Source organism: Paenibacillus psychroresistens (assembly GCF_009728935.1).
Taxonomy (GTDB): domain Bacteria; phylum Bacillota; class Bacilli; order Paenibacillales; family NBRC-103111; genus Paenibacillus_AC; species Paenibacillus_AC psychroresistens.
In genome coordinates this window covers 2,525,106-2,550,366 of sequence record NZ_CP034235.1, presented here as the reverse complement: position 1 = coordinate 2,550,366, position 25,261 = coordinate 2,525,106, and the positions used below count along the sequence as shown (strand labels likewise).

The 25,261-nt window shown below is 41.8% G+C and carries 23 protein-coding genes; 3 read left to right on the top strand and 20 right to left on the bottom strand.

Annotated features, from left to right (window positions below):
- Positions 1-19: 19 nt before the first annotated feature.
- The 8 genes from dtd to EHS13_RS11340 form a co-directional block, all read right to left on the bottom strand.
- Positions 20-460 carry a D-aminoacyl-tRNA deacylase gene (gene dtd / locus EHS13_RS11375; RefSeq protein WP_155700467.1) on the bottom strand — a complete coding sequence of 147 codons (441 nt, stop codon included), beginning with the start codon at positions 458-460 and terminating at the stop codon, positions 20-22.
- On the bottom strand, positions 457-2,637 hold the full coding sequence (locus tag EHS13_RS11370) for a RelA/SpoT family protein (RefSeq protein ID WP_155700466.1): 2,181 nt from the start codon (positions 2,635-2,637) through the stop codon (positions 457-459). The genes dtd and EHS13_RS11370 overlap by 4 nt, the downstream gene beginning before the upstream one ends.
- A 184-nt stretch (positions 2,638-2,821) precedes the next feature.
- Entirely contained in the window at positions 2,822-3,337 is a 516-nt protein-coding gene (locus tag EHS13_RS11365; protein ID WP_155700465.1) for an adenine phosphoribosyltransferase, read from the bottom strand.
- Between the two features lie 54 nt (positions 3,338-3,391).
- A complete protein-coding gene (gene recJ / locus EHS13_RS11360; protein WP_155700464.1) occupies positions 3,392-5,848 on the bottom strand; it encodes a single-stranded-DNA-specific exonuclease RecJ in 2,457 nt (818 codons plus the stop codon).
- Between the two features lie 44 nt (positions 5,849-5,892).
- Positions 5,893-6,846, bottom strand: coding sequence for a cation diffusion facilitator family transporter (locus tag EHS13_RS11355; RefSeq protein WP_155700463.1), 954 nt, complete (start codon positions 6,844-6,846; stop codon positions 5,893-5,895).
- 138 nt (positions 6,847-6,984) lie between these two features.
- A complete protein-coding gene (secF, locus tag EHS13_RS11350; RefSeq protein ID WP_155700462.1) occupies positions 6,985-7,890 on the bottom strand; it encodes a protein translocase subunit SecF in 906 nt (301 codons plus the stop codon).
- Complete coding sequence (secD, locus tag EHS13_RS11345) at positions 7,880-9,112, bottom strand: protein translocase subunit SecD (protein ID WP_155700461.1); 1,233 nt, start codon at positions 9,110-9,112, stop codon at positions 7,880-7,882. The genes secF and secD overlap by 11 nt, the downstream gene beginning before the upstream one ends.
- Before the next feature lie 96 nt (positions 9,113-9,208).
- On the bottom strand, positions 9,209-9,469 hold the full coding sequence (locus tag EHS13_RS11340; protein WP_155700460.1) for a post-transcriptional regulator: 261 nt from the start codon (positions 9,467-9,469) through the stop codon (positions 9,209-9,211).
- Positions 9,470-9,663: 194 nt separating this feature from the next.
- Between EHS13_RS11340 and spoVB the strand changes: the two genes are divergently transcribed.
- Entirely contained in the window at positions 9,664-11,211 is a 1,548-nt protein-coding gene (gene spoVB / locus EHS13_RS11335; protein ID WP_155705308.1) for a stage V sporulation protein B, read from the top strand.
- Positions 11,212-11,217: 6 nt separating this feature from the next.
- Here the strand turns inward: spoVB and EHS13_RS11330 are convergent, their stop codons facing one another.
- On the bottom strand, positions 11,218-12,459 hold the full coding sequence (locus EHS13_RS11330; protein WP_162463069.1) for a cation:proton antiporter: 1,242 nt from the start codon (positions 12,457-12,459) through the stop codon (positions 11,218-11,220).
- Between the two features lie 68 nt (positions 12,460-12,527).
- On the opposite strand from EHS13_RS11330, the gene EHS13_RS11325 reads away from it, so the two are divergent.
- A complete protein-coding gene (locus EHS13_RS11325; RefSeq protein WP_155700458.1) occupies positions 12,528-12,944 on the top strand; it encodes a TIGR04086 family membrane protein in 417 nt (138 codons plus the stop codon).
- 85 nt (positions 12,945-13,029) lie between these two features.
- Positions 13,030-13,878 carry a phosphatase PAP2 family protein gene (locus tag EHS13_RS11320; RefSeq protein ID WP_155700457.1) on the top strand — a complete coding sequence of 283 codons (849 nt, stop codon included), beginning with the start codon at positions 13,030-13,032 and terminating at the stop codon, positions 13,876-13,878.
- A 128-nt stretch (positions 13,879-14,006) separates the two neighbouring features.
- On the opposite strand, the gene yajC is transcribed toward EHS13_RS11320, so the two are convergent.
- From yajC to pheA, 11 genes are all read right to left on the bottom strand, one after another.
- Positions 14,007-14,324: a preprotein translocase subunit YajC gene (gene yajC, locus EHS13_RS11315; protein WP_155700456.1), complete on the bottom strand. Its 318-nt coding sequence runs from the start codon at positions 14,322-14,324 to the stop codon at positions 14,007-14,009.
- A gap of 21 nt (positions 14,325-14,345) precedes the next feature.
- Positions 14,346-15,485, bottom strand: coding sequence for a tRNA guanosine(34) transglycosylase Tgt (gene tgt, locus EHS13_RS11310; RefSeq protein ID WP_155705307.1), 1,140 nt, complete (start codon positions 15,483-15,485; stop codon positions 14,346-14,348).
- Positions 15,486-15,515: 30 nt separating this feature from the next.
- The gene (gene queA / locus EHS13_RS11305) at positions 15,516-16,574 is read right to left on the bottom strand and encodes a tRNA preQ1(34) S-adenosylmethionine ribosyltransferase-isomerase QueA (protein WP_155700454.1); all 1,059 of its coding nucleotides are present in this window, start codon (positions 16,572-16,574) and stop codon (positions 15,516-15,518) included.
- A 5-nt stretch (positions 16,575-16,579) separates the two neighbouring features.
- Complete coding sequence (locus tag EHS13_RS11300) at positions 16,580-18,706, bottom strand: SpoIID/LytB domain-containing protein (RefSeq protein ID WP_155700452.1); 2,127 nt, start codon at positions 18,704-18,706, stop codon at positions 16,580-16,582.
- Positions 18,707-18,773: 67 nt separating this feature from the next.
- The gene (gene ruvB, locus EHS13_RS11295) at positions 18,774-19,778 is read right to left on the bottom strand and encodes a Holliday junction branch migration DNA helicase RuvB (protein WP_155700450.1); all 1,005 of its coding nucleotides are present in this window, start codon (positions 19,776-19,778) and stop codon (positions 18,774-18,776) included.
- A 60-nt stretch (positions 19,779-19,838) separates the two neighbouring features.
- Positions 19,839-20,471, bottom strand: coding sequence for a Holliday junction branch migration protein RuvA (ruvA, locus tag EHS13_RS11290; RefSeq protein WP_155700449.1), 633 nt, complete (start codon positions 20,469-20,471; stop codon positions 19,839-19,841).
- Positions 20,468-20,971: a crossover junction endodeoxyribonuclease RuvC gene (gene ruvC / locus EHS13_RS11285; protein ID WP_155700447.1), complete on the bottom strand. Its 504-nt coding sequence runs from the start codon at positions 20,969-20,971 to the stop codon at positions 20,468-20,470. Before ruvC ends, ruvA begins: the two co-directional genes overlap by 4 nt.
- A 190-nt stretch (positions 20,972-21,161) precedes the next feature.
- Positions 21,162-21,680: a BofC C-terminal domain-containing protein gene (locus tag EHS13_RS11280; protein WP_227013893.1), complete on the bottom strand. Its 519-nt coding sequence runs from the start codon at positions 21,678-21,680 to the stop codon at positions 21,162-21,164.
- Between the two features lie 179 nt (positions 21,681-21,859).
- Entirely contained in the window at positions 21,860-23,218 is a 1,359-nt protein-coding gene (locus EHS13_RS11275) for a LysM peptidoglycan-binding domain-containing protein (protein WP_155700443.1), read from the bottom strand.
- Positions 23,219-23,410: 192 nt separating this feature from the next.
- Positions 23,411-24,295 carry a branched-chain-amino-acid transaminase gene (gene ilvE / locus EHS13_RS11270; RefSeq protein ID WP_405083557.1) on the bottom strand — a complete coding sequence of 295 codons (885 nt, stop codon included), beginning with the start codon at positions 24,293-24,295 and terminating at the stop codon, positions 23,411-23,413.
- A gap of 53 nt (positions 24,296-24,348) precedes the next feature.
- Positions 24,349-25,230 carry a prephenate dehydratase gene (gene pheA, locus EHS13_RS11265; protein WP_155700439.1) on the bottom strand — a complete coding sequence of 294 codons (882 nt, stop codon included), beginning with the start codon at positions 25,228-25,230 and terminating at the stop codon, positions 24,349-24,351.
- Positions 25,231-25,261 lie beyond the last annotated feature (31 nt).

Here is a 25,261-nt window from a genome sequence, read left to right as displayed (position 1 = left end):
CTTATAGAATAACTCCCCGTTACTTACTATCCAAAATCAAAGTAACTGGTCCCCAATTGGTTAAAGTAACATCCATCATTTTGCCAAAAGCTCCGGTTTCCACCTGTAAGCCCAGTTTGCGAAGCCGATCATTAAAGAAGTTATACAAAGCCTCAGCGGGCTCAGGTTTTGCTGCAGCCATGAAGTTGGGACGCCGACCTTTACGGCAATCCCCATAAAGTGTAAATTGTGAGATGGAGAGGATTTGACCTTGAATATCAATGACGGAAAAGTTCATTTTCCCAGCCTCATCTTCAAAAATCCGTAAGCCCGCAATCTTCTCGGCTAAGTAAATAGCATCCGCTTCTTTATCTTCATGCGTCACAGCAACTAATAATACTAGCCCCTGTGTAATACTTCCTATGCTCTGGCCTTCAACGGTAACTTCTGCTGCTTTGCTGCGCTGGACAACGACCCTCATGATTGCATAATCCGCTGCACCGAGTATACATCCTGAATTCGCTTGATTTTATCGACCACCGCTTGCAATTGATCAACATTGCGAATGAGAATGGTCATATGAATCATTGCCATTTTATTCTTATCGGAGCGTCCTGATACGGCAGAAATGATTGTTTTACTTTCCGATACGGATTGCAGAACTTCGTTCAATAAACCACGACGGTCATGGCCGGTAATTTCAATTTCAACGCTATAGTTTGCCTCAATGGAATCAACCCATTCGACCTCGATCACACGATCGCCCTCTTCACCTTCTGTCACAGGAATATTCGTACAATCCTCACGATGCACAGAAACTCCTCTACCGCGAGTTATATAGCCAACAATAGGATCGCCAGGCACTGGATTACAACAGCGCGCAAACCGCACCAGCATGTTCTCAACGCCCCGAACCTGAACGCCGTGTGTGGGACGAGACTTCTTCTCAGGAGCTACTTTTAGATCTCTTACTTCCGTGGTTAACTCAATCACTTGAGATTCTTCATTTTCGCGACGAAGCTTCTCTGTAAGCTTCATGCAAATTTGGATCGCGGTAATCCCGCCAAAACCAACAGCTGAAAGCATATCCTCTATATCATGGAAATTAAATTTACCTGCTGTTTCTTGTAATTTGTCCTCGGTCATGAAAACGGAAGGCTCAAGACCCATGCGTTTTAGCTCACGCTCAATATTTTCTTTGCCTTTAATCGTATTCTCTTCGCGTTTTTCTTTTTTAAACCATTGTTTGATTTTACTGCGAGCATGGGAAGATTGTGCAATTTTGATCCAGTCCTGACTTGGACCGTAGGAATGCTTAGAAGTGAGAATTTCAATAATATCACCTGTATTGAGGCGATGATCCAGGGGAACAATCCGTCCATTTACTTTGGCCCCGATGGTTCGATTACCCACCTCTGTATGAATCCGATAAGCAAAATCCAATGGCCCTGAACCAGCAGGAAGCTCGATAACCTCTCCTTTTGGAGTAAACACAAATACAAGATCGGAGAAAAAATCCATCTTTAAGGATTCCATGAACTCGGACGCATCTCGCGTGTCGTTCTGGAGTTCTATGATTTCACGGAACCAACCCATTTTATCCTCAAAATTCCCCGCTGGTACCGCCGAACCTTCTTTGTAAGCCCAATGTGCCGCGATTCCAAACTCAGAGGTTTTGTGCATTTCCATAGTGCGAATTTGTACTTCCAGCGGCTCTCCCTGAGCACCAATAACAGTGGTATGCAGAGATTGATACATGTTGGCTTTAGGCATAGCTATATAATCCTTAAACCGCCCAGGCATCGGCTTCCACAGGGTGTGAATGATACCTAAGGTCGCATAACAATCCTTAATATTATCAACAATGACACGGATTGCTAGCAGGTCATAAATTTCATTAAATTGTTTGTTACGCGAGGTCATTTTTTTGTAAATGCTATAGATATGCTTAGGCCTGCCTGAGATATCACTCTCAATGCCCATTTCAGCAACTTTGTCGCGAATGCTTTTAATGACATCCTCGATATATTGTTCACGTTCTGTGCGCTTTTTCTGCATGAGGTTGACGATACGATAATATTGCTGAGGGTTCAAAAAGCGTAAAGCAATATCCTCCATCTCCCACTTTATAGCCGAAATACCTAGTCGGTGAGCGATTGGACAGTAAATTTCTAAGGTTTCATCGGCAATACGCCGCTGGCTTTCCTCGGATTGATATTTCAACGTCCGCATATTGTGCAAACGATCGGCAAGCTTTATTAGAATAACGCGAATGTCCTGTGCCATAGCTACAAACATTTTGCGATAATTTTCATTTTGTTGTTCTTCTTTGGACTTGAATTGGATTTTTTCTAGTTTTGTTAAGGCGTCTACCAGCATCGCGCAGGTTTTACCGAAGTGCTGCAACACACTCTCTAAGGAAACCGTTGTGTCTTCTACGACATCATGTAATAAGGCTGCGATTATTGAAGTCACATCCATTTGCATATTCACTAGTATATCCGCCACTGCAAGCGGATGTAGAATGTAAGGCTCCCCTGATTTACGCAGCTGACCATGGTGGGCCTGATCCGCGAAATCATAAGCTTCCTGTATCTTATTCAGGTCCGTTTCTTTCAGATAAGGCTTAGCCTTTTCAAGTAGTTGCTCTATGGTCATTCTGTAACCCTTTCCTTATGTCCGATATTCATTATATGAGTTTAATTCATTATGCCCTCCGAGCAGGCATTACGTCAAGAATGCTGTCGAAACCAAATAAGGAAAACTGGCGCATAGACTCTCTGTAATTCAGAAAAAACCGCCTGCAAGGACGGTTGAATCATTGAAAAGGCCAGATATGCGTTTAGTTGTATTGGATTAATGATTGAACGTTAATTCCATTTAGCTTCTCTCTACCCGGTAAATAGCCCAATTCAATTAGAAATACAGAACCAACAATATCTCCACCGAGCTCTTTAATTAAGTGAATCGAAGTTGCAATAGTCCCGCCAGTAGCCAGCAGATCATCAGCGATTAATACCTTTTGCCCAGGCTGGATGGCATCCTTGTGCATGGCAAGCTTGTCTTTTCCATACTCCAATGCATAATCAGCTTCTATAACCTCGCCAGGTAGCTTTCCGCTTTTGCGAATGGGTACAAAGCCTACTCCTAAAGCATATGCAAGAGGTGCTCCGATGACGAATCCGCGCGCCTCTGGGCCTGCAATTAAATCGATTTTCAAATCCTTAATCATTTCCTTAAGTGCATCAATAGCTGCTTTATAAGCGGGGCCATTATTCAGCAATGTTGTAATATCCTTAAACCGAATACCAGGTTGGGGGTAATCGGGAATCACACGTATATAGTCTTTAAAATTCATTAGTAAGTCCTCCTAAGTTAAATAGCCGGCGTGTTTGCAATCTGGCTTTATTAGTTATGCATAAGCTTCAATCGAATCTTTAAGTAAAGCTGCGAGCTGTGGAAGCATCCAGCGACTCAGATCTAGTGCCGAGCTATACAATAAGGTTTGCTCTACTTCCTGACGCTGCAATCTCATCTGATAACGTTCAGAAGTAGACAATTCACGTTTCTGTGGTGCTAAAGTACAGGTATATCGCTGACCAATCTGTTCGATCAAGCCAAGCTCTTCGAATACATCGAGGATAAAACGAATCATAGGTGGTGTTAGTCCCGATCGTTTACTGAACGATACCGATAAACTGTTCATATCCATATTAGGCTTCTGCTGAATCGTCCCATAAACACTTTTGAATAAATCTCTACCGGGTATGGCTGTGTGTTGAGTTGGATCCGAATCATGGAATAACGTATATATGCGTTCTGCACTAGTCGCTAATGACAATGATATCCGCAATGGCTTCAAGCTTGAGGGTAAGAAGTAATAGATAACATCCTTGCACTGAGCATATATAGAATCCCTGGCAAAAGAGTTCAAAGGCTGAATATTCCCTGAGGAATCTGCCAGCCAGATCGAACAGCCAAGCATGGTTAATGCTTGAGGAAGCTTAGCTTTCTCAGCCTCATCAAAAACAACAATGGCTACGGTGCTTTTCTTGGTTTTATCCATCCCTGCCGAAGATTGAGCTGTTAAGCTTCTCGAGGCAACTTCCGTCCATCGTTTCTCAAAATCCTTCGTGCCACGCCAATCAAATAATTGAGACTGCTGAACTTGAATATCCTGCATCATCAGCTGGGGCTTACGTTTCCCGTTCCATTCGTTTACAGATAGCTCACCGTAGACATCAACCTGGGCTGTAGATGAGATTAACATGGAGAGTGTGCCTTTGCCAAATGCTATGGCTTCTATCGAACAAGCTGCCTCGCCCTTGGATTCAATCAATACCAGTTTAAGATGCTGCTGTTCTCTTCCCATGGTTTTCATCTCATCAATCCCCAACCCACGAAAGATAAAGCGAGGCGATGGATTTCCCATTCCATAGGGAGCCAATTGTTCAAGCTGCTGGATCATTTCAAGCGGCATTTCTTTCAGGTCACAAACCAGATCTGCTTGCATAATCGGTAAAAAATCCTCTGGACTAAGCCATTGTTCGGCGAGAAGCTCTAATCGACGACCAAGCTCAGGAATCCGATCTTGTTGAATCGTCATGCCTGCTGCTGCTTGATGCCCTCCGTAATGAAGGAATAAATCAGCTGACTCGGATAATGCTTTATACAGATCAAAGCCGACAATGGAGCGTGCCGAGCCTTTAGCTAAGCCTGTTTTAGCGTCGATCCCCATAATTATGGTCGGACGATAATATCTTTCCAAAAGCTTGGAAGCGACAATTCCGATTACGCCGACATTCCAATCTTCTTTTGCCAGAATAATTACTTTACGTTCATGGAAGTTTGGATCCTTCTCAACCATCAGCAATGCTTCCGTTAGCATCTCTTCGACGATTCGCTGACGCTCTTTATTCAGTACATCCAAATCAAAAGCTAGATGCTCCGCTTCCTGTTCATTATCGGTTGTAAGTAACCTTACAGCAGTATCCGCGCTATCTAAGCGGCCGCTTGCGTTGATTCTTGGCGCTACTGAAAAGCCGATATGAGAAGCTGTAACCGCACCTCGTTCGATGCCTGAGACGTTCAACAAAGCTTTAAACCCTGGAAGTGCCGTTGACCGCAAGCGTTCCAAGCCGAGCTTAACCATTAATCGATTTTCATCCTGAAGCGGCATTAAGTCAGCAATTGTCCCAAGTGTAGCCATTTCAAGCAGCTCATGAGGCAATCTACCCAATAACGCATGGGCAAGCTTAAAGGCTACACCCACACCAGCAAGCTGTTTAAAAGGATACGGACAACCCGGTTTTTTAGGGTTTATGATTGCAAATGCTTGAGGCAGCAGCTCTGGCGGCTCATGATGATCTGTGACAATAACATCCAAACCAATCTCATTGGCATAATCAATTTCCTCTGTTGCACTTATCCCCGTATCCACTGTGATTAGAAGGGAAACTCCACTTTTCTTAGCAAGCTCAAGCGCATTTTTATTCAAACCGTAGCCTTCATTGACGCGATGGGGAATATAATAATCAAAATTCGCATTTAACGTTTTTAGAAGGAATACCATTAACGAAGTACTGCTAACACCGTCAGCATCATAATCACCATAAATGCGAATTTTTTCATTGTGCGTCAATGCTTTTCGAATTCGCTCTACTGCCTCAGTCATGCCATCAAGTAAATAGGGATCGTGAAAATGCGCTTCATCCGCACCCAGAAAATGTCTGGCATCCACCTCCGTTTTGATTCCACGAGTGACTAATAATTTAGCAATTAACGGGCTGATTTTTAGCGCTTCAACAAGCTGCAGCTCAATCGTTTCATCACCTTGGCGAATATTCCATCTAGCCTTGGATTGGAGCATATTTCACCTCGTTTCAAAAATTTATTCAAGAGTTAATATTAAAACTAGTGTAGTAAAGAAGCATTTTCACTATGATCTGGATCTACATTGTTTTTGTAAGGAAAGCCTGGGTCATAAGGATTTACTTGAATGTATACATCCGAAACGTGAATGAATCGCTTCATTAGCTGCTGTTTAACCAGCCTAGCAATTTCATGGCCTTCATGTACGGATATTTTGGGATTAACACTAATTTTCACATCAACAAGCACATAATGCCCACGTTCTCTAGCCCGCAGCTCATCCACTGTAATAATCCCTTTTATCTTCTGTACGGTACTAATTAATTCAGCTGCATCCTCAGCATGCAAGAGATGCTCATCTGTTGAATGAACGGTTTCCAGCACCAGCTTATAAGCCATTTTCAGAAGCAGTATGGCAATAAAAAAACTAGCAACCGTATCAAAAATATATAAGGACTTCATCTCTAAGGAATGCCCAATTAATGCACCTGTAACACCTACCAACGCAACAAAGGAAGCATACATATCCGTCCTATGCTCCCAAGCACTGGCAATAAGGGATTGGCTGGCTAATTTCTTACCCCTTGCATAATTGTAACGAAACATCACTTCTTTAACCAGAATTGAAATTACGATTGCAACTACTGCATAACCTTCTGGAGGGCTGCTAACTCCTCTAAAAATGGTTTTCACAGCTGAAATACCTATTTCCATTGCAACCACTAGCAGCAATACCGCAACCAATATAGCTGTAATCGTTTCCGCTTTAGCGGTTCTTGACGTTTGCTCTTCACTTGAAGATGTTTTTGTTGGGCTAGCCCCAAGCCTTATAGCTAACGATCCAGCAAAAACGGAAGCTGAATAGGCCGCATCGGCTATTAAGGCCCTACTGTTGCTTAATAAACCAACAATGCCCTTCATCATAATTAAAAGGATCGCAACGATCATTCCCGCCCAAGCTGTAGATTTCGCTTGTATTAACCGCTGATCTGACATAAAAACACTTCCTTACTAACGGATTCAAGATATACACGCAACGGGCAACCTTATAATAAGATCAGTATAAGCACACAGCCATGAAAAAGACCTTATTATTTGAAAAGCCGCGTAAATGTGAATTTACGCGGCTGCTTACTATTCTTTTGCAGCAAGTACTTTTCTAGCAGATGTCACTGACTTGTTTTTCATGACCAACCATAATGGAGAAGCAATAAATATCGAGGAGTAGGCTCCGCTAATTAACCCAACAATCATGGCTAAAGAGAATATCCGGATACCCTCACTTCCAAAAACGAACAAACATACTGCCCCGATTAGCACCGTCATAATCGTATTAATGTTTCGCGACATCGTCTGCCAAATGCTGCGGTTAACTAGCTCGGACAAATCATCATAACCTTTAATTTTAGCAAATCGCAGGTTTTCACGTACTCGGTCAAATACAACAATTTTATCATTAATCGAGTAACCAATAATAGTCAGTACAGCTGCAACAAACGGTAGATTAACCTCCCAGCGAAAAATGGAGAAAATAGCAATTACCATAAATGCGTCATGAAATAATCCAACCACTGCAGAAAGTGCAAATCGCCACTCAAAGCGAATAATAATATAGAGCATAATGCCTAAGCTAGCTATTAATACAGCAACTATGGCTTGTATCGCCAACTCGTTTGCTAATTCGGTATCCACTGTACTCTCTTCATGTTCGACTTTGACCCCATAGAATTTATCAAAAGCATCCATAACTGTATTAACTTGGATCATGGTGAGCACTTTATCGAACCTTGCGCTTGCCCGATCCTCTGCAATGGTTGTTGTTGAAGGCTGATAGGTGAGACTATCGTTGATAATTTTAACTACCTGAATCTTTTCCAACGTCTTCCCCGGCACTGTAATATCCAAGGTCGTTCCAGCTTTGAAATCAACCCCTTTATTCAGTCCAAAGATAGCAAGAGATAAAATTCCAATCAAAGTAATAATTATGGAAATCATAAAGTATCTATTTCGGTTTTTTACAATATCAAATTTATAACGCATTGATTTCAGCCTCCTTAACGCCAAAATAATGAGGTTTATTAACTACACCGGATTTAACTAACAACTGCAATAAAACTCGAGAAAGGAATACATTGGAAATTAAACTGACTAATACACTGAAAATCAATGTTAGAGCAAATCCTTGAATTGCCCCACTGCCAATGAAATAAAGAACAGCTGCAGCTAATAAAATTGTTACATGTGAATCAATGATAGTCCGGAAAGATGTCTTCGAGCCTGCTCTTAACGAAGAATAAATACTTTTACCACTTCGCAACTCTTCTCTAATTCTTTCGTAGGTGATGATATTCGCATCGACAGCCATCCCAATCCCTAAAACGAAAGCCGCGATTCCCGGTAAGGTCATTGTTGCATTCAATAGATCAAATACAACCAATAACATCCAAGTATAAGTAAGAAGAGTAAAGCTTGCAATTGCGCCTGGAACTCTATAATAGGCAATCACTCCAATCATGATGAGGACCAATGCAATAATACTTGCTTTTATTGTATCGTCTAATGACTTTTGACCTAATGTAGCACCTACGCTTTGTGTATATTTCTCTGTCAGCTTAAGCGGCAATGCTCCCAAATTAATTGTATTAGCTAAATCCTTGGCTTCTTGAATGGTAAATGTCCCCGTAATGGTTGCAGTATCGCTATCAATTACAGTTCCTACATTGGGATTGGACTTTAATACATCATCTAAATAAATGCCCATTTGTTTACCTAATAACTCGGTAGTCACTCTTTTGAAGTTGGCTGCGCTTTTTAATTTTATCGCAACGATAGGACGAGTCCCATCCTCATATTCAACCTTAGCTCCATTGGGTACGAAATCTCCTCCGTCCATCACTACCTTGCCATCTGGACCTCTAAAGTTTAATACGGAAGGCTTGCTTAAAACTTCCCTAACCTTCGTTTGATCAGTAACTCCCGCGATTTTCACACGGATTCTGTCATTACCTTCTGGATTAATTTCCGGTTCGGCAATCCCTTGGGCATCAACACGTCTTAATAAGCTTTTCGCCGTTTCTTTCAATGATTCTTTGGTGACTACCCCCCCCTCATCAATTGCAGAGGCAACATAAAGCGTTTCAAACCCACCCTTTAAATCTAAACCCAATTTAATGTTTTTCATGAAATAAGGACTTGTCCCGATTACAGTTGCCAAGATAATCAAAACAATAAATACAAAAGCAAATAACTTTTTGCCATTCATAACCAATTTGTCTCCCTTCAAAGATCAATAGTCCTATTATACTCATCGAAGAAAATGGAGTCAATTTACTTCGGTTAACAAAAAAAGCACCTTTTGTTAAAAGGTGCCTTTAAATGCCCTCATCGTCATCCAATTCATAAACTGTGTCGTTTTTAAGGATAAGATATCATTTACTACCTGATGCAAAGGCGGCACACCTTTTTTAATATATTTATCGCTTACGCAATCCCAAATATCTTTACCCGTTAATGCTTCATACCCGAGCTTTTTGAATTCCTCCGATTTGCTCCAGCACAAATTTTCAATGATTTTGTTCAGCTCTTCTTCGTTATATTCTGTTTCCGTTGTATCTGTCATTATGATTCCTCCCGAACAGCCTAACTGTAATTAGTATACTTATTCGCTGAATAATTTAAGAATCCTCCCCATCCGGTTGAAAAGCCTTTGTAAAAATATTGCATGAGCTTGGACACTTCCTGCATATCCATAAAGAGATACATAGCAACATTAGGGAAGAAGGTATTCGATTGAGCAAATACAAGCAATCCTTTATGAAAGGTACTCTGATCTTATTAGCAGCGGGCATTGTTAACCGCATCCTTGGTTTTATTCCACGTATTGCCCTTCCACGTGTCATTGGTGCTGAAGGAGTAGGGTTGTATCAGATGGGGTACCCCTTCTTAATTGTCATTATCACCATAATTACTGGCGGCATACCATTAGCACTTTCTAAATTAATAGCTGAAGCTGAGGCTCAAGGAAATGAATCCAGAATCCAGCGGCTTTTATGGAGCTCTCTAGCGATCACGGGTACACTGGGGGTTTTTCTTACAGTCATCTCAATTAGTGCAGCCTCTTGGATCACTCAGCATCTATTCACCGATGACCGTGTATACTATACATTTCTTTGGATGAGTCCGATTATTATCCTTGTTAGCATCTCCTCCGTATTTAGAGGTTATTTTCAAGGTAGACAGAATATGATCCCCACCGCTGTATCCCAGGTTTGTGAAACATTAATGCGCATCTTCTTCGTCTTGTTTTTTGCCTATATGATGCTTCCGCGTGGAGTTGAATATGCTGCTGCTGGCGCAATGGCTGGAGTGCTGGTTGGTGAAATTGGCGGCTTGCTCGTCATCATGTTCTACTACTGGAGAAACAGAAAAGGCTACAAGATTTTCACAAAAGTAGCTATAGGCTCCATGTCCGCTTTAAAATCCAATAAAAATATTATTAAACGAATCTTCCGGATCTCACTTCCCGTAACTGCTAGCCGCCTGGTTGGCTCGCTTTCCTATTTCCTTGAATCTATTGTAATTGTTCAAAGCTTAGCTATTGCCGGAGTAGCCACTATTACAGCAACAGCACAGTATGGAATGCTGCAAGGGATGATAATTCCAATTATCCTACTGCCAAGTGCGCTCACATTCTCACTTTCCGTCTCGTTGATTCCCTCTTTATCCGAAGCGGCAGCTCGTAAAGATATGAAAACCATCCATAAAAGATTGCAGCAATCGCTTCGCCTTGCGCTTGTAACAGGAGCCCCATTTGCAGTCATTATGTACGTTCTGGCCGATCCGATTTGTCATTACTTATTCAACATTCCCGACTTAAATATTATGCTAAAAATGATGGCGCCGATTGCACTTTTCATTTACTTCCAAGCCCCCTTGCAAGCTGCTTTACAAGCGTTAGACAAGCCTGGCAGTGCTTTAGTGAACACATTTATCGGAGCTGCAATCAAGCTGCTGTTGATATACTGGCTAGCTTCCAAACCCAGCTTCGGTATCTTGGGTGCAATCATGGCAATTAATGTGAATATTATCGTTGTCACTATTCTTCACTGGTTTAGTGTTTCCCGCTTACTTAAATTTTCGATGGATTCTGTGGATTTCTTCAAGGTTGGAGCCTCTATGCTTATCATGGGTGCAGCTTGTTATATGTGCATGAACACCAATTGGACGGATTCGTATATATGGCGTTTCATTGCTTCAAGCCTTTTGGGAATCCTAGTTTATCTGATTTGTGTAGCTGTTCTAAAGCTGGTTGATAAATATGATCTGCGGCGCATTCCTTTTATCGGTAATAAAATACAATGAAGCTTATTATAAATCATCGGATTCCCTTATATTTAGTTTCCTGGCGACATATGGAGTTGAGCTTGCTTGTACGATTAAGGTAACTAGAATCGCTAAGAAAGTGACAGCCGATAGCAGCTTTCCATCTGGCAAGCCGCTGCTAACTACAATCCCCATTAATGCGGCTGCAATTACTCCCGTTTCTCTGGCCCAAAAGAAGAACACGATCTCTTCGCGCTTCCATTTAGCCTTCCGATCCGGCAGAAGACTAGCCAATACGGTAATTGGCCGCGCAATAAACATAAAAATCACTACAACTAATAAACTGGACCAACCATAATGTTTAAGGATGGCAAAATCCACCTGGCTTCCAAGCAAGATAAAGATCAGCATACGCAGCTTTAAGCCAACTGCATCAATAAATTGATGGGCAGCATGCTCCTGCTCTGGTAAAACAGTCAGCTTCAATGACTTGGCATTTCCCACCATCAACCCCGCGACGAACACCCCCATAAACCCGCTAAAATGTAATTTTTCACAGAGTAAATAAACAGCTAAAACCGTTAATACCACAACCATTGGAGTAAATTCACGTAATAGGCCACGATCATTTTCTGAAATCAAGAATGCTGCAAACCAGCCTATAGCAGCGCCAACGACAATTCCACCAAGCGCAAGCTGGATAAATTGCCAGCTTATTGTAAGTCCGTTAACAGAAGCACCCGATTGAATAATTCCAAACACAACTACAGTCAATATTGCACCCGTTGCATCGGTAAAGGCAGATTCCGCTATAACTGTCTGCGATACTTTCCGTCGGATCGGGAATTTCTGAAAAATAGGAACTAAGGCTGCAGGGTCAGTTGATGCAAGGATCGCTCCTAATAAAAGCGCCACTTTAAAATCTATTTGAAAAATCAGACTGGCTGCAATGGCAACAATAAAGGCGGTTATCAGAACACCCAGCGAAGAAAGTAAAGTGATTGTCTTCCAAACCTGCTTCAATATGGAGAAATGCGTAATCATGCCGCCATGAAAAATAATAAAGGCTGCCCCAAACAATAAAATGACTTGATTAATCGTTGAATCCGTATGTATATCGATCAGATCTAGAGCATTAGAGCCCAGAAGTATGCCAATGAGCAAAAATATAACAACATCTGGAATATTAAATTTACTCGCAAGCTTGCCTCCAATTGTACCAATCAAGAACATAATTAAAATGGAAGTTAAAAATTCTTGAGCAAGCAAGACAGATTCTGAATGCAAAATAGCCACTCCCTTCTGCATAAGTATAAGCGACTTGGCATAAACAATATAGCTTGACCATACAATGAATGAAAAACGAAGAAAGAGGCGATTATATGGAACCTGTCAAAAATGCGACAACTGTCCGTTTTACTTCACCACTGTTTTCCGGTATGGTTTATGCTTTTATCACCATGGCTATCTCTTCCCTAATTTATTCTTTTGTTTTAACGCTTACTAACCAAAGCGAAGACTCCCTTACATTCTTTGCCTATTTAATTCATGCCTTCGCAATTTTTATCGGCTCGTATGCATGCGGAAAACGGATAAACAGCAGAGGATGGTACTATGGAGGAATCCTCGGTTTGGTGTATGCAATCATTATTATTCTGATTGGATTCTTGACAATGGATAATGGAATATCCTTGCATACTTTGTTTGCGCTAGCAGTAGCCTATCTTACTGGTGCGTTAGGAGGCATTCTCGGCGTAAATCATACAAAGTAGTTTCTCTTTTCCTCTAAAAATATGGTATACTGTTTAAGTTATTTTAATCTAGCTATATGTTTACCATATTTTAGGGGGATCTACAATGTTTATTATCCATTCTATGACGGATGTCACCATAGGTATTACCTTAATTGTATTCTTTACCATCTGGATTGCAACGCGCAAACTTCCTTTTTATGCTGCTGGCTCCTTTGTCCAAGAGGTATTCACTTCACGCAAATTTGCCTTTCACTTTATTGGTTTAGTCGCTATCCTATTCATAAACAAGCTCGAGCAAAAAGTGGCTGGCACTATGCACTTCAAAAATGATTTCACTCCATCTATTTACAGCTTGGAAGGTGATTTTGTTGCTGGATTTCAGCATTTATTTATGAACAATGCACTTTCTACGATCACGATTTTCATCTATGTGATGATCTTCCCTTCCTTGATGATCGCCTCTGTATTCATTTACAGCTACCAAAAAAACTATAAAATGTTTTATGCCGTATGTTACGCAATCATGTTCAATTACCTAATAGCGATTCCTTTTTACCTCTTCTTCTCCGTAAGTGAGGTTTGGTCCTTCAGACCCGATGTACAGGCATTGATGCTGCATGCTTTCCCAACCTTTGAAACAGCTTACCGACCTACATCTGGCCTAACCAATTGTTTTCCAAGCCTGCATACTTCCATCTCTGTATCGATGGCGTTTCTAGCGATGAAATCGAAGAATAAATTCTGGGGACGATTCACTTTAATAAGCTGTGTATGCATTATCTTCTCAATCTTTTACTTAGGCATACATTGGTTGACCGATATGAGCGCTGGACTTGTATTGGGTATCGTTGCTGCTCGCTTGGGCATTCGCATTAGTGAAGGTCGTGCTTGGATCAGCAGCGTTTTCAATCTTAATAAGAATCGCGACTTTAGCAAACAAACTTTAGACTGAGATATATGTCCTAAATAACAACAAAAAAAGGAGCCTTCGTTTTTATGCGAAGAGCTCCTTTTTTTGTTGTTTAGCGTGAGATTGCGAGATCAGTAAACTCCGCTAGTAAAGAAGTATGTAAGAGTGATTTACTTGGTAGTTTGAGTTATTGCGTTAACGGATGAACGGTCAAAAGTAAGCTTTGTTGTATCATTAACACGCAATACAACTGTTTTAGCATCATCATCCATCTCCATGATAACGCCATGCAAACCACCAACAGTAACAACCTTATCCCCTTTTTTCAAAGTGCTAAGCATGCTGTTTCTAGTTTTCTGTCTTCTTTGTTGAGGACGAATTAATAAAAAATATAGGACTAAAAACATTAAAATGATAGGTCCGAACGTCCATAATGGATTAGATCCATTTTCTGGTGTAGTACCAGCTGCCAATAAAAAATGCTCCATAGTTTCCCCTCCTTTCCTAAGTTAGAATCCGCGATTGCTTTCATTCATCCCATACAGCTCAAAAAACTCATTTCGATAATCTAACAGTCGATCCTCGGAAATAGCCTGTCTCACATTTCGCATCAAATTCAATAAGAAATGAAGATTATGGATAGAAGTCAGCCTGATTCCAAATGTTTCTTCTGCTTTGATCAAATGCCGAATATAAGCACGTGTATAGTTCTTGCAGGTATAACAATCACAATTGGGGTCCAACGGCATAAAATCCTCTGCATACCTGGCATTACGAATGACCAATCGCCCACTACTTGTCATCACAGTGCCATTGCGGGCAATCCGTGTTGGAAGTACACAATCAAACATATCAATACCACGTATCGAGCCTTCTATTAGCGCATCTGGAGAACCAACACCCATTAAATAACGGGGTTTATTAGCTGGCATTAGTGGAACCGTATAATCCAAAACCTCATACATTAAAGGCTTAGGCTCGCCAACACTCAATCCACCAATAGCATACCCCGGAAAATCCATTGAAGTCAAATCAGCAGCGCTTTGGCGTCGTAAATCCTCATGCATGCCGCCTTGGATAATTGCAAACAGTCCTTGATCATTGGGTCGTTCATGGCTGGTTAAACAGCGCTCTGCCCAACGGCTTGTTCGTTCTAAAGATTGCTTAGCATAGGCATGGTCAGCTGGGTAAGGTGGACATTCATCAAAAGCCATCATAATATCAGCGCCTAAAGCATTCTGCACCTGCATGGCAACCTCCGGTGACAGGAATAGCTTATCTCCGTTTAAATGAGAGCGAAAATGCACGCCTTCTTCCGTTATCTTACGCATTTCACTCAAGCTGAAAACTTGAAACCCGCCACTATCTGTAAGGATTGGACGATCCCAATTCATAAACCGATGTAACCCGCCAGCTTGACGGATTAATTCATGGCCTGGCCGTAAAAATAAATGATAGGTATTACTAAGAATAATATGTGCATCCATTTGTTTTAATTCTTCAGGGCTTATAGTCTTCACTGTCGCTTGTGTACCTACTGGCATAAATGCCGGTGTTTCGATTACACCATGCGGTGTATGCACGCGGCCTAAGCGAGCTCCGGTTTGTTTACAGCTCTTAATATGTTCATAACGTATGGCCAACCCAATCGCTTCCTTCATAATCAATTTAGATGTTATTCAATATATAAACATAGCATCGCCAAAGCTAAAGAATCGATACTCTTGCTCCACAGCTTGACGATAAGCTTCGAGAATATAATCCCTGCTTGCTAGCGCACTTACGAGCATCAGCAACGTAGACTTCGGCAAATGAAAATTGGTGAGCAAAGCATCGACCAGCAGCAATGATTCCCCGGGAAATAGAAAAATCTCTGTCAAGCCTTGAGAAGCGCTTATTGTACCGACGGCTTTCTCATCTTGCGTCAATAGATCCAAGCCACAAACGCGTGCAACTGTTTCTAGCGTACGGGCTGAGGTTGTTCCAACTGCAATAATTCGTCCTCCATTTGCACGAGTCTCATTAATTGCATTCGCTGTCTCCTGAGGCAAGCTGTAATATTCTGCATGCATGACATGCTCTTCAATGCGTTCTACAGATACAGGCCGAAACGTCCCTAATCCTACATGTAACGTAACATAGGCGGTTTGTATCCCCTTATCCCTTAACTTATTCAAATAGGCTTCTGTAAAATGCAAGCCTGCTGTTGGTGCAGCAGCTGAGCCATCATGCTTGGCATAAACTGTTTGATAACGTTCCTTCTCGCTTAACCGTTCTTTAATATAAGGCGGCAGCGGCATTTGCCCCAGCTCATCGAGGATTTCATTAAAAATCCCCTTATAGTAGAATCGAATATGGCGAATTCCCATATCACCTTCCGCTTCTATTACCGCACTCAGCTGTTCGCCGAATACAATTTCCGCTCCTTTTTTGAGCTTCTTTCCTGGTCGAATTAATACCTCCCAGCAATCATCGCCTAAAGCATGCAACAGCAAAACCTCAGCTTTAGCACCCGTATCGCGTTTGATACCAAAAAGTCGTGCTGGAATTACCCGTGTATCATTAAGTACGAGTAAATCTCCTGGGTTAAGTAAATCATCGAGCTGTTCAAACTGTAAATGTGCTGTATTGCCGTTGTTTTTATCCAATGCCAGCAGCTTGGACTGTGTTCGCTCCAATAAAGGCGTTTGCGCGATTAGGCGCTCAGGCAAGCTATAATCATAATCCATAACGTTCATTTTATTCAACCCTTAACTATATCGATTCCAGCAAAATAACTGTTCAATATTTTCTTATAATCATAGCCTTGTTGTGCAAATCCAAATGCTCCATCCTGTGACATACCTAGACCATGTCCGAAGCCTTTGCCTGTGAACATGAATTGTGGAGTCGAAGTAACCACTCGAATTTGTTGAGCGGTGCTTAATATAAACCATTGTTTAGAGGCTGCTTGTGCATTAGCATTTGCTTGGATTACATATAGCCCGGCAGATTCAGAGCCCTGCGGATATGTAGTTGTGACTCCGTTTGCTCCCAATACAGTATAACTGCCTGTTTCTTCAATATCAAACAGGGTACTCGGTAAACCTCCTAATACAGTTCGATAAGAGTCTGGACGTGTAACTTTTACATCCTGCCCGTTGGCCTGTATAAGGGTAACTCGCCCTGAAGGACCGCGGCTGGCTACTTGCAAGCTCTGTAAAGGTCCAGAGAACGTGGTACCTGGTACCTGCTGGTTAATCACAGTTGCCAATGAAGCCGCATTTACAGGACCACGCTGCCAAATATAGGAGCCTGATTGCAGAGTTTGTCCAATAATGGTTACTTGCTCACCTTTGTTTATCTGGCCAATCGAAGAGCTGATATTGTCTCGAGATGAAGCAATTGCACGAACATTAACGGCGGCTTCAGTAGCTTCATAAATCGCTAAGCCTGCTTCATTGTCGATTCCAGTATCTTTCAGATAAGCAGAATGTACATAACCAGTTATCCCACTCGCAAGAGCAACTCGATACCATATGGTATCACTTTGCGAAGAATTATCACCCGCACTTGGAAAGCTTTTAAGATAACCATCACTGCTGCCCCAAACCTCCGATGGATCTGACGTTACCCCACCTGCGTTTGCCGAATAAAAAGGGGTAATCAGGCCTTTGCTGTCAACTAGAACCTCGCCTTTGGTCTCGTCAATTGCTTGAATTACATCCGCATATTCAATGCCTGTGTAGACTTGGTCTGTTGTACTATCAGAAATATTGGCGATTTTATAAGCGTTGCCTTTAATTAAAGCATAAGTTCTTGCAGCTACAGCCTGCGCCTTTAACGCTTCCTTCGGCCAGCCTGTTGCCATTTCTGAGCCTACAACTCCATATAAATACTGCTCAAAAGGAAGCTCGTTAATTAACGCCATTTTGCCATTATATAAACTGAGCTCCATACTTCCGCGGTAGGAGTGATTGGTTTTTTCTTTAATTGTAATTTTCCCTTGAGCTTCAGCTGTTACCCAAACCTTTTGATTTATAGCATTAAAGAAGTAATGAGCCACTGGCGCTTGCCCACTGGTAGTTGTTGTAATATCATCGCGCTTTAGTATATAAGGAGCATTAGAGTCTACGGGTTTTAAAGCTACAGTAGGAGCTAACTCTGCTGCTTTTTGCTTTAAGGAGTCTAGTGCTGCCTGATCTATTTCGTTACCAACCCAAACCGCATAACTCACACTGCCTGCAGCATCAGCTTGATAAACCAAATCAGCAATAATTCCCGCTTGTGATAGGTTTGTTTGGCTGTATACCGCTTCATTGACCGTTGAATAGCTACCTGCACTCCAGTGCATATTGCCTGTAACCTTGGGAGCGACGGCTAAGGCCATGATTGCTTTATTATTGTTGATAGCTTCCTTGGCTATTGTCGCAGCTTCTTTAGTACCATAGGGACCTGTCCATACTTGGATTAATGCTTTACCTAGCTTAGACTTTTGAAATAGATAAGGAACATAGCTAGCTTCCGATAATTTCTGTTTTAGAGCGGTTGCTAGACTGGCATCACTGGTTTCTAGCACCTGCACCATGAATTGATCCACTGTACCACGCGCACTCTTAAGTGCCGCTCCACCTAACCAACTCTGTATACCTGTTGCAGTACGAATGCCAATCTTTAAACCGCTAGTAGAAGATAGGGTCACAGATGGGGCGTTGACTTTATAGCTAGGGGTGTCTATTAGCAGAGCAACTCGGATGTTATCAAGCTTAGGAACGGCAGCAGCAAATGCATGGCCTTGATTAGATAGAAGTCCACCTGCAGCCATTAAAAAAATAATAAGTAATATTAAGCTACGTTGAATCGAGTTGCTTATGAGGTTGCTTTCAGTCACAGGAATGTTCCTTCCTCTCTTACTGCTCAGATGATAAATAAATCACTGGGCAGTGTCGTTGCGAGCATTATTTGGGTTCAGGCGGCTGCATACCAAGATGCTTGTAGGCTAAAGGAGTTACTGTTCTTCCGCGAGGAGTCCGTTGCAGAAAACCGATCTGCAAGAGAAAAGGCTCATAGACATCTTCGATTGTCTGACTTTCCTCACCAATCGTAGCGGCAATTGTATCCAAACCAACAGGCCCACCTTGAAAATTGGTAATTATGGTACGAATCATTTTATGATCGATTTGATCCAAGCCCAGATCGTCAATTTGCAATAATTGCAAGGCGCTTTTGGCTAGCTCCAATGTGATAACCCCGTCACCACGTACTTGGGCATAATCTCTTACGCGCTTTAAAATTCGATTCGCAATCCGCGGTGTCCCTCGGGAACGCATGCCAATCTCATGTGCGGCTTCACCAACTATGGGTACCTGCAGGATTTCAGACGCACGTGTAACGATAAAGGTTAGCTCATCAATCGTATAATATTCTAAGCGGCTAACCACTCCAAAGCGATCCCGTAATGGTGATGAGAGCAAGCCTGCTCGGGTTGTTGCCCCAATAAGTGTGAAGGCAGGCAAATCCAAACGCACGGAACGTGCGCTTGGACCCTTACCTATCATAATATCGAGTGCAAAGTCTTCCATTGCCGGATAAAGCACTTCTTCAACTGTACGCTGTAGACGGTGAATTTCGTCGATAAAAAGCACATCGCCTTCTTGCAGATTCGTTAGAATTGCTGCCAAATCACCGGGCCGTTCTATAGCGGGTCCTGAGGTTACTCTTATATTGACACCAAGCTCATTAGCAATAATGTTGGATAAAGTCGTCTTGCCTAATCCTGGCGGACCATACAACAAGACATGATCCAAGGCTTCCTTGCGCATTTTGGCCGCTTCAATATAAACCTTAAGGTTTTCTTTAACCTGTGTTTGTCCAATATATTCAGCCAAGTATCGCGGACGCAGACTCAATTCCACTACCTGATCTTCCATCATAAGATTGGCCGATATAAGTCGATCTTCCATCTTAATCCTCCTAAGAGTTTTCGTAAGAAAACTTTCTTCGTAAGCATGTGCTTAAATATTCTATCCTTTGAAAAGCGCTTGAAGAGCTTGCTTAATTAATACATCCGTTGTTACGCCATTATTCGCGTTTTGTTGCACTTTTGGCCAAATTCGATCCAATTCTGCTTCTGTATAACCAAGCGCAATCAAAGCCATTTTAGCCTCTTGCCAAGCCAATCCTCCAGAACGAGAAGAACCAGTTGAAGAAGTCGGAATAGTCATTTGTCCAGCTGCCGGCGTTTGCAGCATTGGCAAATCACCTAGTTTATCCTTCAAATCCAGTACAATACGCTGCGCTGTCTTTCTTCCGATCCCAGGCAGCTTAACCAAGAAATCAATATCCTCTTGATATATAGCCGAAACAATCACTTCTGGGCGACCATAAGAAAGAATGCCAAGCGCCACACGCGGACCAATTCCTGTAACAATTAACAGCCTACGAAATAACGTCTGCTCCTCGCGTGATTGGAATCCAAACAAAGTCACAGCATCCTCACGAACATTATGGTGAACGTATAGAACAATTTCTTTACCTGTTTCTTGTTGGATGGCTAATGGATTCGCACAGAATAGGCGATATCCCACTCCATGCACATCCAGCACAATATAATCTACTTCCCTATGTACAATATGACCTCTCAGAAAATCTATCATCGTTTCACAACCTCATTTATCTTTTGTGTAAGCAAATAGGAATGGGCATGGCAAATAGCAATGGCTAGCGCATCCGCCACATCATCCGGCTTAGGAACTGCTGATAATTTCAGAAAAATACGAACCATCTCTTGAACTTGTTTTTTCTCTGCACGTCCGTAGCCAACAATGGCTTGTTTTACTTGGAGTGGTGTATACTCAGCAACCGGGAGCCCTCGCTGGACTGCTGCTAAGATCATAACACCTCTAGCTTCAGCAACTGTAAAAGCAGTTGTGACATTTTTATTGAAGAAAAGCTTCTCTATCGCCACAGCATCTGGCTTATAACGGTCGATCAATTCACCTAGTGTATCATAAACCTGCTTTAATCGCAGGGAACTTTCTGTTTTTGAATCTGTTTGGATGGCGCCATATTGAACGGGAACCAATTTACTGCCCTCTTTATCGATAAATCCAAATCCAACAATAGCAATACCGGGGTCAATACCTAGAATGCGCACGATTTATTCTCCTCTGATTGTGCTTTTTTAAAAAAGTATTATTGCAAGATGAGGTTTTACAATTGAAAAATCCTCCACAACCCAAATAACGCGAACATATGTATCTTTAATGATTATAGCAGATAATTAAACCAATGAGTATAGACAAAAAAACCTCATAGCTAGGAGCTATGAGGCCATTTGTATTCAACTAGGATCGACCGGTGACTTCGATTGCATAATCGCTAAAAGTCGAGAGCACACTGTTGTATTCCGCTAAATCACTTATTGGAATCCCTTGTTTTAATTGATTGTATGTTCCTTGAGGAAGACTGGTTTTTAAATGCTCCACATTTAATTGAAAAAAGGTGCGGATGATTTTCTCTTCATTTGGCGGACCTTCGAATAAAGAGAGGCTCCCATGCTTATCAAGTCCAAAAAAGGCATTATGCTTGCAAGCAGCTGAGATATCGTCAACTTGTTCAACAAAATAAACCTGGCCTTCATTAGTTAGCTTAATCTTATCCTGTGGATGATCTTTGTAATATTGAGCGATTTGATCTGAGCTTAGCTTCCCGATTTCAGCTAACTCTTGACCACAAACATATACCTTTTGTGCAAAGACTCTATGAGCATTCCCGCTATGCTCAATTTGATCAAGCACTTGCTGCTGCTGAGTTTCAGGTGCTACAGTCGCTTCTAAGGAATCGAAAGCTTTCCATTTTCCCATTCCTATATAAGCTCCTCCGAGCATAAACAATATAAGCCCCAAGGTTAGTCGACGTTTTCCTGACTTCAATTGTTTTTTTAATTGTTTAATCAGATTCGCAAAGCTCATATAAATCGCCTTCTTCCGACTTTTTTCTAGCTTGCCCACGGAAGTGGAATTTATACACATTTCTGCTAGCTTTAGCGATTCATCCAAGGCTCACTTAATCTTAGCTCACGAACCGATTGACCACTTGACGATTTCTTTTGTATAAAATTATGCAATATAACTCGGTCATTCTGCTTTTGCTTGGAACGAGTGGATGATTTGCGCGGAACCTTAGTCCGCTTTTTAACCGGTTCACTTACTTCAGTTGCTCCAACTACGGTATTCATATGTTCATTGATATTAGCATTCTCAGCTTTCTCAACATTCTCAGCTAAAGTACTAACAGCTGGCATATTCTCATTGGAATTTAACCAAGGTGAGTAAGGCGTTTGCATTCCGTGCAGATAGCTCATATCCCCATAAGCTCCCATCGGATAGCAAGGTACCATATATCCATAAGGCGAACCTGAAGCCGCTGAAGCCGGAAACTGCATTGGATTGTAGAAAGACGATGGCGCAGCTTGTTGCATACCCATTGTATCTTGCATCGGATTATAATTAGCCCCTTGCATAGGCTGCTGAGGTTGAATTTGCATAGGGTCTTGCATCGAATAACCCAGCATAGGCTCAGGTATATAATAAGCAGGCATAGATGAGTTAGCAGCTTGGTACTGATTATATGGCATTGCGCTCACTTTTTCTCCACAACCGCAGCCGCAATCGACCTTTGCCGTATAATCTGGAGCAGATGCTGGCTCCCATTGTGGCATTGCTGGAGCATTCCATTCAGGCAATTCATAAGCTGGCATGTTTTCTACTTTACTTGTGGCTTCAACTGCTGGAACATTAAATTGCATAAATAAAGGATTGGAGCCTTGTATCTGCATATTCTCATTATTGGATTCCGCAGCAACAGGTAATTTAACCTCAGCTTGGACGAGCGTTTCAACTACTTTAGGCGCCGTTTCATTAACCATTATTGGTTGTGCGGCAGTTGGCTGAGGCGCGTTAATTGGCATAGGAACATAGGCTGGCGAAAAACTATTGGAGATATTCGGTTGTACCAATGCCTGGGCTGCACTCATTGTATTCGATGTTCCATGATTCGGCATATGAGCGGATTTAGGAATATTAACGACTTCACCTGTAAGTAAGACACTTGGATTCTTCAATTGCGGGTTCGCATCAACCAACTCTTTTAATGACAGCCCCCATGCTTTAGAAATTTTCCATAAAGAATCTCCTTGAACAACAACATGTTTATGCGCATAATCTACCGCTGGAGCACCTTCATGAATAGCGGCTGACGGGATTTTCACCTTCATCCCTACCTCGATTTGATCTGGATTACTAATTTGCGGATTAGTCGCAATTAATTGCTCCAGCTTGACACCATACTTTTGGGCAATGGTGTACATGGTATCTCCTGATTTAACCATATGGATTTTCAAATTAAAAACCTCCTCCTATTGATTCATAAATGACCCCGTAGCAGGCAAGTTCTCTGCCCAGAATGACACTTACATTTTATGCAGGATATAGGCATTTGACATCCTTTTCGAAAAATAATCTTTTTCTGAGACTTCTGCGCTGAAATAAAAAAAATAACCCACCGCATAATTCGCAATGGGTTTATACTCTATTTAGTTGATATCATATACCTTAGCCCCGTCAACTTCGACAACAGCACGGAATTCTTTAAGTAACCGGGTTGTAATTGGACCTGCTTTACCTTCACCAATCGTACGGGCATCTACTTCTCTTACAGCAATTACTTCTGCTGCAGTTCCCGTGAAAAACACTTCATCCGCAACATAAACATCATGTAAGGTGAATGGCTCTTCTTTGCACGGAATGCCGATTTTTTGACAAATCTCGATAATTGCAGCACGCGTAATACCTTCTAAAGCCCCACAATAACAAGGGGGAGTGAACACAATCCCGCGTTTAATTATAAAAATATTGTCAGACGAGCCTTCAGCAACAAAGCCTTGTGAATTCAACATAATTGCTTCGCCAACACCAGCTAAATTCGCCTGAATCTTCACCAATATATTGTTTAAATAGTTCAAAGATTTAATCTTAGGATTGAGTGCATCTGGAATATTGCGACGAGTGGATACGGATACTGTTTTTAACCCATTCAAGTAGGCTTCCTCCGGATAAATCGCAAGCTGCTCCACAATAATAACCACGTTCGCTTTCGGAGAACGTCTTGGATCTAACCCAAGATCTCCAGGACCACGTGAAACAACCAAACGAATGTAACCGTCACGCAGCTCATTCTTACGCACTGTTTCAATTAAGACACTTTTCATTTCTTCATAAGCAAGGGGGATGTCCAGCATAATTGATTTTGCTGAATCATATAAACGATCCAAATGCTCTTTACATTTAAAAATATTGCCGTTGTATATCCTTATTCCTTCAAAGATACCATCTCCGTACAAAAAACCATGATCATAAACAGATATCATTGCGTTTTCTTTTTGAACGTAGCTGCCATTAAGATAAATCCATTGTGCCATAATCTACTTACACCTCCGTAGTTGGTCCTGCAAATATACCGTTAATCAGCAAGCTATAAGACTGCCCTTTGGCTATAAGAATAACTTGGATAAGAGCCTAATACTCGCACCAAGCAACCAATTGCTTCAATTTCAGCTATGGCACCAGGCAAGAGAACCGAATCTAATGAACCTTTGATATCAATGTAAAAGTAATAGCTGCCGAGCTTAAGCTTAGTTGGTCTTGACTCAATCTTAGTCAGATTGATCCGGCGCCAAGCAAACGCAGATAAAACCTGATGTAGGGCACCTGGATAATCCTCAGGCAGTGTAACGAGTATGGTTGTTTTCATTTCATCCGATGGTTTTAAAACGGGTGGATGATGCCCAATAAGCAAGAAACGGGTAAAGTTATTCGAATGATCCGTAATATTAGGAGCTAATAAATCAGTTTGGTAAAGCTCAGTTGCAAGCTTGGAACCAATTGCTGCATAGCCTTCATTCGGATTCTCCTTCACATAACGCACACCTGCTGCTGTACTGCTGCTGAATTCCAATTCGGCATTGGGTAAATGCTTCTTTATGAAATCCATGCATTGTGCTATGGCAACATCCTTAGAGAAAACCTTTTTGACACGACTTAGATCTAATTCCCCGGAAGAGGTTATGTATTCCGCACGAAGCCCAATTAAATTCTGAATCGAAGGATAATCCCATTCCGCCTGAATCGGCAGATCTACCCCATGAACTAATAAATCTATACTATCCTTAACGGAGCCCTCAATCGTATTCTCAATAGGGACAAGGCTCAAATCCGTTTCATCTGCAACCGTAGATGCAACGGCGTCCGCAATCAGCCGATAAGGAATAAATTGATGGGGTTCTCCTGCAAAAAAATAATGAGCTGCTTCATGGGTGACCGTTCCTTCCGGTCCTAAAAAGGCTATTTTACGCAAGCCCGAACCTCCTCTCGTTGCTAATAATCGA

Bases quoted from the DNA above. Each gene is read 5' to 3' on its own strand.
- dtd (WP_155700467.1), bottom strand. From the start codon at position 460: ATGAGGGTCGTTGTCCAGCGCAGCAAAGCAGCAGAAGTTACCGTTGAA.
- EHS13_RS11370 (WP_155700466.1), bottom strand. From the start codon at position 2,637: ATGACCATAGAGCAACTACTTGAAAAGGCTAAGCCTTATCTGAAAGAA.
- EHS13_RS11365 (WP_155700465.1), bottom strand. From the start codon at position 3,337: ATGAATTTTAAAGACTATATACGTGTGATTCCCGATTACCCCCAACCT.
- recJ (WP_155700464.1), bottom strand. From the start codon at position 5,848: ATGCTCCAATCCAAGGCTAGATGGAATATTCGCCAAGGTGATGAAACG.
- EHS13_RS11355 (WP_155700463.1), bottom strand. From the start codon at position 6,846: ATGTCAGATCAGCGGTTAATACAAGCGAAATCTACAGCTTGGGCGGGA.
- secF (WP_155700462.1), bottom strand. From the start codon at position 7,890: ATGCGTTATAAATTTGATATTGTAAAAAACCGAAATAGATACTTTATG.
- secD (WP_155700461.1), bottom strand. From the start codon at position 9,112: ATGAATGGCAAAAAGTTATTTGCTTTTGTATTTATTGTTTTGATTATC.
- EHS13_RS11340 (WP_155700460.1), bottom strand. From the start codon at position 9,469: ATGACAGATACAACGGAAACAGAATATAACGAAGAAGAGCTGAACAAA.
- spoVB (WP_155705308.1), top strand. From the start codon at position 9,664: ATGAAAGGTACTCTGATCTTATTAGCAGCGGGCATTGTTAACCGCATC.
- EHS13_RS11325 (WP_155700458.1), top strand. From the start codon at position 12,528: ATGAAAAACGAAGAAAGAGGCGATTATATGGAACCTGTCAAAAATGCG.
- EHS13_RS11320 (WP_155700457.1), top strand. From the start codon at position 13,030: ATGTTTATTATCCATTCTATGACGGATGTCACCATAGGTATTACCTTA.
- yajC (WP_155700456.1), bottom strand. From the start codon at position 14,324: ATGGAGCATTTTTTATTGGCAGCTGGTACTACACCAGAAAATGGATCT.
- queA (WP_155700454.1), bottom strand. From the start codon at position 16,574: ATGAACGTTATGGATTATGATTATAGCTTGCCTGAGCGCCTAATCGCG.
- ruvB (WP_155700450.1), bottom strand. From the start codon at position 19,778: ATGGAAGATCGACTTATATCGGCCAATCTTATGATGGAAGATCAGGTA.
- ruvA (WP_155700449.1), bottom strand. From the start codon at position 20,471: ATGATAGATTTTCTGAGAGGTCATATTGTACATAGGGAAGTAGATTAT.
- EHS13_RS11280 (WP_227013893.1), bottom strand. From the start codon at position 21,680: ATGGGAAAATGGAAAGCTTTCGATTCCTTAGAAGCGACTGTAGCACCT.
- ilvE (WP_405083557.1), bottom strand. From the start codon at position 24,295: ATGGCACAATGGATTTATCTTAATGGCAGCTACGTTCAAAAAGAAAAC.